Raw genomic sequence first — 13,500 nt, forward strand, 5'->3', positions numbered from 1 at the left:
AAACGACTTATCTAAATTATTTTATGATATTTGTCCAAGGCATAACTCTTTTATGGTGCAGTGACTATAGTGGTGCGACGATAATACTCTGATAAATAATATGAGCAAGTAGATTATGAATAAGGCTGTATAGTCTGCGCGTACAAATAAAATCGACGAGGCTAAAATAAAAATAACCCATCAATTCAAGCGATGAATTGACAGGTCATAAACAAATAAGATGGTAAAGAAACTAAGCGATGAAGTCAATATTTTGGAAGCGTTTATTAGGGCCTGTCCTCAGTTCAATCAATAGTTTTTACTTAAATATTTTTAACCATCTTTAGTCTCTAAATGGGCTGAAAACGGTTAAATAGAGTCTGTTTCATCTGGTATTAGCTCCAGCTCTTCTGCCATGTTCATAATGGTATTCCAGTGTTTGGGTTCTAGTGGAATGACGGTCAGCTGCTGACAGCCTTTTCTTAACAATAAGGAATCCTCAAGCGTAGGCAGAAACTTAAGCTCTGCTAGTGGGAGTATATCGGTAAAAGCTTGCTCGAAAGTGACATCTACCATGTACCAGCGCGGTTCGTCTTCGGTTGCGATAGGGTCATAGTGCCTATGCTCAGGATGGAATTGGGAGGGGTCAGGATGGCCTGCTTTGCTGACGGTCATGATACCAGCGACGCCAGAAGGCTTGGCGCTAGAATGATAAAAGATGACCTTATCACCGACCTTCATATCATCGCGCATAAAGTTACGCGCGCGATAATTGCGCACGCCATCCCAGCTGTCGGTTTTCAAGCGCTGTAAGTCATCAATACCAAAAAACTTGGGGTTGGATTTCATCAACCAGTAAGCCATCTTTTTATCCTATTAATTATCGTTAACCATGCACTTTTTTATGATAGGTCGTTTAACCTATAGTATATTTTATACTATCACTCTTAACTATTCTGCCTGTACGGAAGTGCCATTAACATGAGCGTTTGTTACTGGTTTTGTTATTAATCTAACTTTCTTTAACAAGGCCTTTTTTTTAATGAGCTTAGCCGTTATCCTAGCGCTACTTTCTGCTAATGACAGCAGTTACCTATTTATAGATAAATCCTTTTATGTTAAATATCAAACCTGCTCACTCATCCATTAGTTCTAGTGCTCTGAATCATTCTGTTGCGAATACCATAGTGGTAAACACTATTCCATTGGCGCTATATATCCATATTCCTTGGTGTGTCAAAAAATGCCCTTATTGTGATTTTAACTCGCATGAGCTGCCGATAGACAGTCAGTCATTGATGTATGACGAGTATGTCGATGCATTATTGTTAGATGCAAAGGTGCAGCAGACGTTGACTCAAGGGCGCAAAATCAGCTCGATATTTATCGGTGGTGGTACGCCATCGCTATTGCCGATTGCTCAGTATCAACGCTTATTCGCTGGGCTGCGGGCGTGTTTTGATTTTTCTGCTGACATAGAGGTTACTATGGAAGCCAATCCAGGTACGCTAGAGCATGCGCCTTTTGCGCAGTATTTGGATGTCGGTATCAATCGATTGTCGATTGGTGTGCAAAGCTTTGCGGCTGATAAGCTGAAAACGCTGGGACGTATACATGATCCTGCTCAGGCACTCGCAGCGATTCATGCGGCTCGCACAGCGGGGTTTGAGCGAGTCAATGTCGACTTGATGCATGGCTTACCGCAGCAAACGATGCATGAAGCACTAGACGATATTCAGATGGCACACGATGCAGGTGCAACGCATATTTCGTGGTATCAGCTGACGATTGAGCCCAATACCGTGTTTTATCGCAGTCAGCCCGTGTTGCCAGATGAGGATAACTTGGCAGATATTGAGCAGGCAGGGCAGGCGTTACTCCAAAAATTGGGTTATAACAATTATGAAGTATCTGCTTGGTCAGGCGCGTCCGATAAGCCATGCCGGCACAATGTCAATTATTGGCAATTTGGGGATTATCTCGCCATTGGTGCTGGGGCACATGGCAAGTTAACGGTTGCAGGTAAAGCGACAGAATTAAATGGAAATGAGTTGTTGCTAGATTCTGGCATTTATCGTTTTAGTAAGTCACGCTTGCCTAAAGACTATGTAAATTATCAGGACATAAGTCATCAAGACATGGACTACCAAGCTGACGCCGAGCAATCTACATTAAGCCAAAGTGCACCAAAGATGGTTGGTTGGCAAGTGATTGATAGTGATGAGTTGGTAAGTGAATTTATGCTGAATGCGCTACGTCTGCACGACGGGGTGATGTGGTCGCTTTTTGAGGCACGAACAGGATTGAGATATAGCGATATTGCGGAGCAGGTAGATAAATTGGTTGTTCAAGGTTTATTGGTCGACAGTGCCGAGCATTTGCAACCAACAAAATTGGGGCAGCGTTACCTCAATCAAATATTACGAGTGTTTTTGTAAGCTTGTTTGACGAAGATTTTTTAGTTTTGACGAAGCTTTCTTAGTATAGGTAATAAAAAAAGGCTTGCCAAATAAATGGCAAACCTTTTTAGCTTTAAATCTAAAACGCTAAGACTTAGATTTTTTGTTGTACGTCTTGTGCGCCGCCAGTTACAGCATCGCCAGCGCTTGACACGTCTTGGCCTAGACCTTTAAAAGTGTTGCAACCGGTCAATACGAACATAGCTGTTAAAGATGCAATGATTACTTTTTTCATAATAGTGTCCTCAAAAATAAATGGATTCTGGCGTGTTATACCAATAACGTTAAACGATTTGCGCGAACATTATTGGTTTGGTATAAGATAGCGCCACAATATACCGACATCGACATATCGTCTTGTTATCTAATACAGACATCATAGTGAAAGTTAAAAACGCTGCACAGTATCAAAATGTAATTATTGACAGTAAACTGTAACTTTTGATTACGGTGAGTCTAAAATCATCTACGGAAATATTATGACCATACACATCGTACTGGTAGCTCCAAAAATGCCGAGCAATACCGGTAATATTATTCGCCTATGTGCCAATACTGGTGCGCAGCTGCATTTAGTCAAACCTTTGGGGTTTGAGTTAGATGATAAAAAACTGCGCCGTGCAGGGTTGGACTATCATGAATACGCCCATTTGCAAGTCCATGATAATTGGGCAGCTGCAAAACAATCATTGCTAGCAGCGGACTGCGATATGATTACGGCAATGACTACCAAGCTTAGCAAGCCATTTTATGATTATGATTTTACAAGCTTAAAAGGGAATGCCAATGTGAGATCTAATGTTGCTCTGGTTTTCGGTTCTGAGACAGCAGGTCTGCCGGATTCAATTCGTGAAGATATCGGCAGCGGTAACTGGCTTAGGTTGCCCATGCTACCGGATTCACGCAGTTTGAACTTGTCTAATAGCGTGTCTATATGTCTGTATGAGGTGTGGCGGCAGCAAGGGTTTGAGGGCGATGAAGGGCGTAGCATCGGTTATGAGACCTTGACAGTATACGACCCAAAATAGCGGTTCATATTGAACCGACTATGTATTTATGGATTGAGAAAATTATAAGCAATTAGGGGGTTTTGGCAAACCAGCCAAGCGATTGACATGACGAGCAACCAAGCCTGTATTAAATAATTGCTGCAGCTTTTGATTGCTAATGTCACACTCAGGCAACGTTTTCTGTAGCCACTTGATAAGTGGTCGCGTCGCTGGTGGATGATTAAACTTGGTAAAAAAAGCCCGTACCTGTTGTAAGATTTGCAAATGCTCAGTCTCTAAATGTACCTCTAGGGTGTTGGCTAATTGCTGGGCAATATCAGCCGTCCAAATCGTATAATCACATAAGTGGCCGTCTTGATCCAGTTCAACATCGATTGTTGTCATAATTTTAATAGCGTTGTCGTTAATAGTGTTGTCGTTATTATTCATAAGGCGATGGTCACTACTTTATCAAATCCAGCATTACTAACGTTAGCATTTTGAGTCAGTTTGACCCATTCACTATCGGTTAAGATACAGCTTAACTTGGCCTCTAAGTTTAGCTTGGCTCTGGTATTGGTCGTGAGTTGAGCCACATCATCGGCTAGCGCATAAATACCCGTAATACCTTGTATCTCGCTATCACCTAAGTAGGCATCAAACCAGTCAATAAAAGCGACCGTGGTGCCAAGTAAGACGATACTGTCACCTTTGCACCATGTGCGCGACATCTCTTCGACACTGCGTCTGAGGGTGTCTATCTTACTGTGTAATTGATATAAGGTTGCCATAACGGTATCCATTTGCTTTGATAGTATTCATTGTTTTTTTTATTAAAAAGTCAGTATTTGCTCAAAGTCATTTGAGTTCACCACTTCTGGTATCAATGTTAGCTGCGAGGCCAAATCGGCTGGCAACATACCTGTGACCCAGCCACTAAACACATCGTCTGGTAACCAAGCCGCTGGCATATCATAGAGCTCAAGTGACTGAATCATGCCGTGCAAACGTGACTCATGCTGCATCAAAAAGCCAAAAACAGGCGCATCTAAATACAACTGTACTTCATGCCCAAAGGTTGCCAGCGTTAGTGCCAGTGCACAGCCTTCATAACTGACCATTTCAGTCGGGGTATGCAGCTGAATTAATAGTTTCATGGTATGTTCCTAATCTGATTGCTGGCTTAGAATGTTACTCGCTAATAAGTATTGTCTTGGCGTCATCAATTTTATAAAACCTGCATCAAAATTGTATTAAAACTGCACCAAGCGACAGTCCTCTTGCATCATCATTGCAAGCTCACTCAATCCTACCAATGTAAAACCTTGTGCCAGATTTTCAGTGTCTAGCTGATGTCGTTTGCTGTTATCGCTATCGCTAATACCGCGACTGAGTGCGGTACTGACGCAAACGGGCAGTGATAACTGATATTGCTCAGCGAGCGTTTGCCATTCTTTGGTCAAGTCGATTTGGTCTGCCGACTGCCAGCGTAAACGATTGGCAGTATGCGCTGCGTCTGCATAAAAAAAGACGTTTAAAGGGCTGCGTCTGCCCACCTCTTCTTGGTTTGAGCTGCTCTGAAGATAAGCGCGTGCATAACGTAGCGCTAGTTGAGCAAGCGGGTGACTAGGATCAGCGGTGATTAGAAGTAATGGGGTAGAGGCCGTGGTTGTAGGCGTGGTCATAACGGTAGCATCGCAATTTATAGGTGGTTGTTGATTGATAGGTAGTGACTAAAAAGTCTTTAATAAACCGACCTTGAACGGTTCATGGTCAACCGTTCAAGTCTAAAAGCCAGATTCAATTTATTTTTCTAAATCGCCAGTTTTGATCATTTGCTTACCGATGTTTTCACCGGTAAAGAGACCAATAAAGGCGGAAGGAATGTTTTCAAATCCTTCGATAAGGTTTTCTTTGTATTTCAGTTGCCCAGCATTATACCATTCTGCGATTTGCTTTTTGGCGGCATCGAACTCATCTGCGAAATCGTAGACAACAAACCCTTCCATACGGGCGCTTTTCTTGATTAAGGTTTGCATGGGTCTTGGACCTTGTGGCGGATTGTCTGCGTTGTATTCTGCAATTTGTCCACAAATAGCGACACGGCCGTGTTTGTTAATATTGGCAAAAACCGCATCGAACAATTCTCCGCCGACATTATCAAAAAACACATCAACACCATCGGGACAGGCTTCTTTGATCGCCACTTCCATGTCGTCAGTTTGATGATAGTTGATGCCTTTATCCAAGCCTAAGTCATCTTCTAAGAACGCAATTTTTTGGGCAGAGCCTGCAATACCGATAACTTTACAGCCTTTTATCTTAGCGATCTGCGCAGCAATACTGCCTACTGAGCCTGCTGCACCAGAGACAACGACTGTTTCCTCTTTTTTTGGCTGACCAATAGTTAGCATACCAAAATAGGCGGAGAGGCCGGGAATACCAAGCATACTGACAGCGGTGGAAATAGGTGCAAGCGTCGGGTCTACTTTTTCAATGTCTGCAATTTTAACGGTTTGATATTTTTGCCATGCAAAGCGCCCATGCACAATATCACCTACTGCAAAATCATCATCATTGCTTTCAATGATCTGTGCAACCGTTCGACTGGTAATCGGCTTGTTTAACTGAAATTTATTGCCAGCAGCATCGTCATCGCCTTTATTCATAAAGCCGCGCATACCAGGATCGACAGAGACGTAAATACTTTTTATTAAGACCTCGCTCGCTTTGAGCTGAGGCATATCAATGTCATTAATTTTAAAGGTGTTTTCTGTTGGCAAACCTGAAGGGTGTTCAGCCAATACAATTTCCTGGTTTTGTTGTTTTAAATTTGAATGATTCATTTTATTATCCTGATTTTTATAGTTTGTTTTTTATAATTTGACACTTTCATTATTATTCATCACGGCTGGTGGCCTAAGGTTATGGCTGTTCGTGCTAAAGTTATTCATGCTACCATAAAGCCGCTAGAATCAAATAGTGTCCGTGTTGTTAAACGTTGCTGAACACTCAGATATTGAGTAAGCTTATTTGATGCTGTGATTGGCTCGGCAGAAAAAATCTAGACTTAGGTTCTAGATTTACGTCGTCTTATTATTCTATGTAAGGAGTTCATTCCTCTATGTTATCTGCTATGTCTTTACGTGCGACTCATGGGACAGATTATCAGCCTACGGCAGATCAGTTGCAAGTATTGCAGACGGCGAGTGAATTTGCCTATCAAATTTGGGAAAGTCGGACCATTTCATGCCAGACTTTTTTGCGCAGTTACCCATTAGACCAAACCCTAACACGTCAGCAAATTGATGATTTAATCCAAGACTATACCTTGGATGATAATTACCAACTCGCCGCTGAAATGAAGGTGATGAGTGGTTTGCGCCATTTGCGTACGCTGCTGATGATGCGCTGGATATGGCAAGATGCATTACAAATGATTACGCTTGAGCAGTTAACCGATGAGCTGTCTGAGTTTGCAGATGGTTGTATCTCTTTTGCCAAAGAGTATACCTATCAGCATCTTATCAAACAGTATGGCGAACCGACCTTTATTAATGCTAAAGGCAATGTACAAATTGACGATATGGCGATTATGGCCATGGGCAAACTTGGCGCTCATGAGCTAAATTTATCCAGTGATATCGATCTTATCTTTGTCCATCAGGCACGTGGTGAGACCAATGGCGATAAAGCCAAAGGCACCCGCTGCATAGATAACAAGCGTTTTATGACTCGGCTGGGTCAAGGTATTATTAAGTTGCTTGATAACAAGACCGCTGATGGTTTTGTGTTTCGAGTGGATATGCGTCTGCGTCCGTGGGGTGACGGTAGCGACTTGGCCATCCATTTATCCGCATTACAGAAGTATTTTTCGCAGCATGGCCGTGCATGGGAGCGTTTTGCTTGGCTAAAAGCTCGAGTGGTTGGGCAGATAGAGCAGCCGTTCTATGATGAGTTGCAGGTGCTTATTAAACCATTTGTCTTTCGTTATTATGTTGATTACAGTGCTTTTTCAGCACTCAGAGAAATGAAGTCGCTTATCCAAAACCAAGTGGTACAGCGTGAAGATTTGGATAATATTAAGCTTGGTGCTGGTGGTATCAGGGATATTGAGTTTATTGTGCAAGCATTCCAGTTGATTTATGGTGGGCGGCATCCTCAACTACAGGTTAAATCGTGCTTACAGGCAATGCAGGCATTACATAAGCTTGGGTATATAGAGACCGTCACCTATGAGCAGCTGCAAGTGGCTTATCGTTTTCTACGCCGATTGGAGCATGGTATTCAAGCCATCAATGACCAGCAGACTCAGCGCTTACCACATGATTTACAGTGGCAGCGCAATTTAGCGATAACACTTGGGTTTGATAACTGGCAAGCATTGCTAAGCACGCTTAATCATCATCGCGACAATGTCAATGTTCCGTTTGAGCGTATGGTCACCGAGCGCCAGATACCTGACCAAGACGATATGAATCTTGAGCCAGAACACCTCGATGAGCAGATTGCGCGCTTAAATGAAGTACTCACCCCAGAAAATCGCGAGCTATTGCAGGGTTTTTGGCAATCAAAGATGGTTGCCAACTTAAGTGACGAAGCAAGAGAGCGTTTGGACGATGCTTATCCTGTCATTATCCATGCATTACTCGCTCATCAAGAGCAGCAGCAACTGGCTAATACCGCCTTACCGCGTCTCATTGCTTTGCTCGAAGCGATTTGTCGCCGTTCTATCTATTTGGTCATGATTGCAGAGAACCCCAACGCAACGATTGAGCTGATTCCGATGCTGTCGGCCAGTCCTTGGATTGCAAAAGAGTTGGCACATTATCCGGTGCTTTTAGATACTTTTTTACAGCAACGCTATCGTCATTTGCCAGATAAGCCTGAGCTTCGTGATATTTTGCGCCAACAACTTTTGCGGGTTGAGCCCAATGATGAAGAAGAGTTGCTCAGCGTATTAAGGCTATTCAAAAAGAACCAAGTATTGGCGGTCGCCGCCAGTGATGTATTGGCTGAGCGTCCAATTATGAAGGTGTCGGACTCATTAACCTATATCGCTGCTGTGGTATTAGAAGCGGCACTAGAGCGTGCTTTTGCAGAAATCGTCAAACGCTACGGTTACCCCATTGGTCAAGATGGTGACCCAGTGACTGAGGCTGATTGCGGCTTTGCCATCATTGGCTACGGCAAGCTTGGTGGGTTAGAGTTGTCGTATTCATCCGATTTAGATTTGGTGTTTTTACACAAGATAAAAGAGCAGGGCATGACTACTGGCGAAAAATCAGTCAGTGGGATGAAATTTGCTGCGCGTTTGGTACAAAAGCTGATGAATTACCTCAATACTCAAACTCGAGATGGCCGCGTTTATGAGATTGACATGCGTCTGCGCCCCTCGGGTAACGCTGGCATGATGGTAGTATCTTGCCATGCTTTTGAAACCTATCAAATGGACAAAGCATGGTCGTGGGAGCATCAAGCATTGGTGCGGGGACGGGCGATTTGTGGCGACAAACGAGTGACAGCACGTTTTTGTGATATCCGACGAGAGGTACTGGCCCTACCGCGCACGATAGAACAAGTGCGTAGTGAAGTCACCAGTATGCGTATTAAGATGCAAAAACATCTAGGCACCAGTCAGTGGCAACAACAAGCGGGCAAGTTTCATCTTAAACAAGACGCAGGCGGCATAATTGATATTGAGTTTTTAGCACAATTTGCGGTGCTGGCTTATTCGCACGAATATCCAAGTTTGACTAAGTGGAGTGACAACGTCCGTATTTTTGAAGAAGTTGCGTTACTAGGAATTTGGGACGCGCAAGTTTGTCAGGATTTAACCGATGCTTATCTAAGAATACGTGCTGCCACTCACCAGCTGGCATTGTCAGAGCAGTCATTGTTAGTCGATGAATCGCTATGGAAGGAGACGCGAACATTGGTACAAGATCAATGGCAACATTTGATGGGCGTCGACTCAATAGAAGAAGAATAGGCACCACTATAAACAAAAATCATTTAACCACAAACCAAAAGGTTGCATTTGTCAGCATTGCCAGTGATATAATCGCTTGCTCATGGTAATACTGCCGTCAGTCATTAATAATAATGAAGCGGTATTTTAGCAGTAAAAATTGACGCTGCGGTGTTATCATATGATGTTGATAAATACGACTAAATACAACCTCTAGTCGAAGCAGTTTAAGGTGGGTACAAGGTAACCGAGCGTAAATATTACATTGCACGAGGTTAATGTTGTGGCCATTTTCAAGTGCGTTGACTATACCTAAAAAAGTTAGCCGTTAGTGCTAGCATAAGGATTATAAAATGAACATGGCAACACAAGATGGTAAGCTTTGGATGAATGGCACGATGATTGAACAGCCAGATGCCAAAGTCCATGTACTGACGCATAGCTTACATTATGGTATGGCGGTGTTTGAAGGCGTCCGTGCTTACCAAACGGCTGACAATCGCACAGCAATTTTTCGTCTAAAAGAGCACACTGAGCGCCTATTGGGTTCAGCAAAAATCTTTCAGATGGATGTGCCGTTTGATGCAGCAACGCTTGAGCAAGCGCACAAAGACGTGGTCAAGCAAAACAACTTCGCAGAAGCCTATATTCGTCCACTGATTTGGGTGGGTGCAGAAAAACTAGGCCTGTCATCACGTGACAATAGCATCAATGCGATGGTTGCGGCTTGGCATTGGGGCGCGTACCTTGGTGAAGAAGGTATCAAAAATGGTATCCGTGTCAAAACCTCTTCATTTACCCACCATATGACCAATGTAACTATGTGTAAGGCAAAAGCCTCAAGCAACTATCCAGTCTCTATCATGGCCAATCAAGAAGTCACGCGTAATGGTTATGACGAAGCCATCTTGATGGACCCACAAGGCTATGTCTGCCAAGGTGCTGGCGAGAACTTGTTTTTAGTAAAAGATGGCGTGTTACATACTCCTGATTTAGGTGGCGGTGCATTAGATGGTATCACGCGTCGTACTATCATCGAATTTGCGGATGACTTGGGTATCAAAGTCGTTGAGCGCCGCATCACTCGTGATGAGTTTTACTTAGCAGATGAAATCTTTATGACGGGCACCGCGGCTGAGGTGACACCTATTCGTGAATATGATGACCGTGTTATCGGTAACGGTAGTCGTGGACCCTTGACTGAGCAGCTACAGACTTTATACTTCGATGTCGTGCACGGTCGCAATGAGCAGTATATGGATTGGTTAAGTTTTATTGACTGATTTATATATTAATCGGTGTTTGAGAAAAGCCAAGACTGTGTCATAGTCTTGGCTTTTTTGTTGGCTATACTATAAAGAAAGCCATTGAGTTCGAGTGGTTAATATAGATATAGTTAATCCAATTTTGAAAGAGTACAGAGTTACTGGGGTGAATTATTCGCAGCTTCTGGAGTGCAAAGCGCACAGCAAGCAAGAAAAATTCATCCCAGTAGCACGTTATAATACTTGTCTTTCTTTTATTTAGGACTGGCTATAGCAATAAATAGCTTTTAAACACTTTCTGACCAGCGTACCAATCTCACATCATGCTTCTGTAATAATACTTCAAACGCATCACTCATTAACCAGTTGTATTCAATTTCTCGTGCAGTCTTAATTTCATCCTGCCAGCCGTTATCAGGAATGGCAGGATGGCACATAATGAGAGTGGTAGACAACTCCGTAGGCAATGAGAGTGGCGCAGCATGTATGGCGGGAGTGGTCGTATCATATTGCGCATAAGTGCCCAACGGTTCAATGACAAATGACTGTGCATAGAGCGCAGGCGATAAATCAGCGGTGCGCGGTGCACTCTGTAACCATTGATCCCACAATGCTGTTAACTCTTGACGGTTGGCATCAAACCCATAAATTCCGCCAAAATAATCGTTGGTTGCAATGTGTTTATCTTTGCACAGTTTGCGCCATGCATTGCCACCTAGCGTGTAGATAACCCAAGACTTAAAATCGTTCACCAACGGGGTGGTCGTACGCGCACTAATATGAGTTTGGGTGTTTTCGCCACCGTAACGCTCATTCAGCTCGTTGGCTAAGCGTTGACGGATAATAGGAAACTGATGGATATGCTGATGACCATCTACAAAAATAGGGGCACGGCCAAAACGGTCTTCAAAGCCATCCAATTGTTTTTTGATGGTATCAGTCACTTGTACAGGATTAATTTTACGTAGGTAGCTGGCTATAATGAGCGACTTAAGAGAACCGCGTAGCGCTGATGGGAATATTCCGGTCAAATCCAGATGCAAACCAATATCGATATTTAATTCAGCTAACGTTTGTATCTCACTGTCACTGATAGTACCCCCTACCATATAGCTACTAGCACCGATGCGCCCACGTTCAGCGAGATGTAATACCGCATCATTTACTGCACCCGATAAACCCAAATCATCGACATTGATAATAATAGCGCGTGCACTATTTGATATTTGAGAGTTCTGGTTTTGAGGTGTGTTGTTTTTTATTGTCGTCATGATTTAAATGCCCAAAGTTTACCTAATGAAAAAGTCATCACCGTGATAACGCCGGTTACTACCAACCATATCAACATATAGTAATGCTCACCAAACCAATTTAACCCCAAAACAAATAAGCTTTGATTGGCAAGAAATCCAATAATTGAGCTGGCAAACCACTTGGCTAGCACTGGTAACGAGCCAGCCAAGGATGGACGTTTCACACTCTGATTATCGTTCTTTTTATTACCTGAAAAAGGTAGGCTCGAGGGGTTGAAGGTCAGATAAAAATGCCCCAAAAAACTGATGATGAAGGCCAGTAAAAATGCCATAACATTCGCCCATGTTGGGGTCATGGGCGTAAAGCTGACAATACTTACCAATACTAAAAAATGCACCAATGCAGCAATAGCGCCAACGGCTATAAACCATAGGGCTTGTTTGGATGCTGTTGGTGTTGCTGGTTTTTTATTCATAGGTTTTTTTGTCAATAAATCTAGTAGGGGTGTCCGTGACTTCATCAGCATGGTTATCGCTATCACTGAGTTCGCGACTACTAATGGTTTCATCAATGAGATATAGCGGTCGTTGCTTAACCTCTTCATACAGCCTGCCAACATATTCACCAATCACGCCAATACAGACCAGTTGGATACCAGTGGAAAACATAATGCCAGCGGCTACGGTTGCCCAGCCTGCGACATCGCTACCAAATATTAAGGTATCTATGACAATAAATAAACCGTATAAAAATGCCAAAGCGGAGACGACAAAACCCATGCGTGATATGAGTCGTAACGGTCTTTGAGAAAAAGAAGTAATGCCAACCAAAGCCAATTCAAAAAGACTACCAAAGTTAAACTTACTCTCACCAGAGCCGCGATTATCAGCAGTAAAGGGCAGGTAGACAGTATTAAAGCCTACCCAAGCGTAGAGACCTTTCATAAAGCGTTGGCGCTCAGGTAGTGAGCGTAATGCCTGTACGACCTTACGCTTCATCACGCGAAAATCACCAGCATTGGGGCGAATCTCATAACGCTGACGGTCTTGGATAAAGTGGTAAAAGCTGCGTTTGAAGGTTTTTGCTAACTGGCTTTCATGCGGGCGATTGGCCTGAATACCGGCCACCATATCAATATTTGACTGTTCAATCATATTTAACATTTGCGCCAATACTGATAAAGGGTGCTGACCATCCGCATCAATCATCGCCACCATATCACCTTCTGCCTGAGCAAGACCAGCACTGAGCGCAGGCTCTTTACCAAAGTTTCGAGACAAACGTATTATTTGCAATGTTGTGTTTTCAGGCAGTGTTGCCATCAGATTGGTCACTACAGCAACCGAGTCATCACGGCTACCATCATCGACGATGATAATTTCACAGCTTGCGGGCGTTACTTTGTCTTTTGGTTGTTCTGATATTTTATATTCTTTGGGCAGGTTTAACGCTGCGGTAAACGCAAATACTTCGGGCAAAAATGCTTGCAATGCCTCGGCATCATTATAGGCTGGCATGATGATCGATAAGTAAGGTTGGTTTTGTGGCATAAAACACTCATCATCTTTGGTAAGTAGGTATGG

General features: G+C 43.2%; 14 protein-coding genes. 4 read left to right on the plus strand and 10 right to left on the minus strand.

Annotation, left to right across the window (positions count from 1 at the left end):
- Positions 1 to 348 precede the first annotated feature (348 nt).
- Complete coding sequence (locus tag EI161_RS00790; RefSeq protein WP_192523204.1) at positions 349 to 843, minus strand: EVE domain-containing protein; 495 nt, start codon at positions 841 to 843, stop codon at positions 349 to 351.
- A gap of 251 nt (positions 844 to 1,094) precedes the next feature.
- On the opposite strand from EI161_RS00790, the gene hemW reads away from it, so the two are divergent.
- Positions 1,095 to 2,417 (plus strand): radical SAM family heme chaperone HemW, encoded by a 1,323-nt coding sequence (gene hemW, locus EI161_RS00795; RefSeq protein ID WP_192523205.1) that lies wholly within the window; start codon positions 1,095 to 1,097, stop codon positions 2,415 to 2,417.
- Between the two features lie 115 nt (positions 2,418 to 2,532).
- On the opposite strand, the gene EI161_RS00800 is transcribed toward hemW, so the two are convergent.
- Complete coding sequence (locus EI161_RS00800; RefSeq protein ID WP_192523206.1) at positions 2,533 to 2,673, minus strand: entericidin A/B family lipoprotein; 141 nt, start codon at positions 2,671 to 2,673, stop codon at positions 2,533 to 2,535.
- A gap of 244 nt (positions 2,674 to 2,917) precedes the next feature.
- On the opposite strand from EI161_RS00800, the gene EI161_RS00805 reads away from it, so the two are divergent.
- Positions 2,918 to 3,466, plus strand: coding sequence for a tRNA (cytidine(34)-2'-O)-methyltransferase (locus EI161_RS00805; RefSeq protein WP_192523207.1), 549 nt, complete (start codon positions 2,918 to 2,920; stop codon positions 3,464 to 3,466).
- Between the two features lie 42 nt (positions 3,467 to 3,508).
- Here the strand turns inward: EI161_RS00805 and EI161_RS00810 are convergent, their stop codons facing one another.
- The 5 genes from EI161_RS00810 to EI161_RS00830 all read right to left on the minus strand — a co-directional run bounded on the left by EI161_RS00810 (position 3,509) and on the right by EI161_RS00830 (position 6,273).
- A complete protein-coding gene (locus tag EI161_RS00810; RefSeq protein ID WP_192523219.1) occupies positions 3,509 to 3,832 on the minus strand; it encodes a TusE/DsrC/DsvC family sulfur relay protein in 324 nt (107 codons plus the stop codon).
- A gap of 41 nt (positions 3,833 to 3,873) precedes the next feature.
- On the minus strand, positions 3,874 to 4,218 hold the full coding sequence (locus EI161_RS00815; protein WP_192523208.1) for a hypothetical protein: 345 nt from the start codon (positions 4,216 to 4,218) through the stop codon (positions 3,874 to 3,876).
- 42 nt (positions 4,219 to 4,260) lie between these two features.
- Positions 4,261 to 4,584, minus strand: coding sequence for a hypothetical protein (locus EI161_RS00820; protein ID WP_192523209.1), 324 nt, complete (start codon positions 4,582 to 4,584; stop codon positions 4,261 to 4,263).
- 96 nt (positions 4,585 to 4,680) lie between these two features.
- A complete protein-coding gene (gene tusD, locus EI161_RS00825) occupies positions 4,681 to 5,112 on the minus strand; it encodes a sulfurtransferase complex subunit TusD (protein ID WP_192523210.1) in 432 nt (143 codons plus the stop codon).
- Positions 5,113 to 5,232: 120 nt separating this feature from the next.
- Positions 5,233 to 6,273 carry an NADP-dependent oxidoreductase gene (locus EI161_RS00830; protein ID WP_192523211.1) on the minus strand — a complete coding sequence of 347 codons (1,041 nt, stop codon included), beginning with the start codon at positions 6,271 to 6,273 and terminating at the stop codon, positions 5,233 to 5,235.
- 278 nt (positions 6,274 to 6,551) lie between these two features.
- Between EI161_RS00830 and glnE the strand changes: the two genes are divergently transcribed.
- Positions 6,552 to 9,419 carry a bifunctional [glutamate--ammonia ligase]-adenylyl-L-tyrosine phosphorylase/[glutamate--ammonia-ligase] adenylyltransferase gene (gene glnE, locus EI161_RS00835; protein ID WP_192523212.1) on the plus strand — a complete coding sequence of 956 codons (2,868 nt, stop codon included), beginning with the start codon at positions 6,552 to 6,554 and terminating at the stop codon, positions 9,417 to 9,419.
- Positions 9,420 to 9,751: 332 nt separating this feature from the next.
- On the plus strand, positions 9,752 to 10,681 hold the full coding sequence (locus tag EI161_RS00840) for a branched-chain amino acid transaminase (RefSeq protein WP_192528762.1): 930 nt from the start codon (positions 9,752 to 9,754) through the stop codon (positions 10,679 to 10,681).
- Between the two features lie 269 nt (positions 10,682 to 10,950).
- Here EI161_RS00840 and EI161_RS00845 read toward each other — a convergent pair whose 3' ends face one another.
- From EI161_RS00845 to EI161_RS00855, 3 genes are read right to left on the minus strand one after another with little or no spacing between them, the layout of a single operon-like run.
- The gene (locus EI161_RS00845; RefSeq protein ID WP_192528763.1) at positions 10,951 to 11,934 is read right to left on the minus strand and encodes a ChbG/HpnK family deacetylase; all 984 of its coding nucleotides are present in this window, start codon (positions 11,932 to 11,934) and stop codon (positions 10,951 to 10,953) included.
- On the minus strand, positions 11,931 to 12,392 hold the full coding sequence (locus tag EI161_RS00850) for a GtrA family protein (protein ID WP_192528764.1): 462 nt from the start codon (positions 12,390 to 12,392) through the stop codon (positions 11,931 to 11,933). The genes EI161_RS00845 and EI161_RS00850 overlap by 4 nt, the downstream gene beginning before the upstream one ends.
- Positions 12,385 to 13,467: a glycosyltransferase family 2 protein gene (locus EI161_RS00855; protein ID WP_192528765.1), complete on the minus strand. Its 1,083-nt coding sequence runs from the start codon at positions 13,465 to 13,467 to the stop codon at positions 12,385 to 12,387. The genes EI161_RS00850 and EI161_RS00855 overlap by 8 nt, the downstream gene beginning before the upstream one ends.
- Positions 13,468 to 13,500 lie beyond the last annotated feature (33 nt).

Source organism: Psychrobacter sp. FME5 (assembly GCF_014861375.1).
Lineage (GTDB): Bacteria > Pseudomonadota > Gammaproteobacteria > Pseudomonadales > Moraxellaceae > Psychrobacter.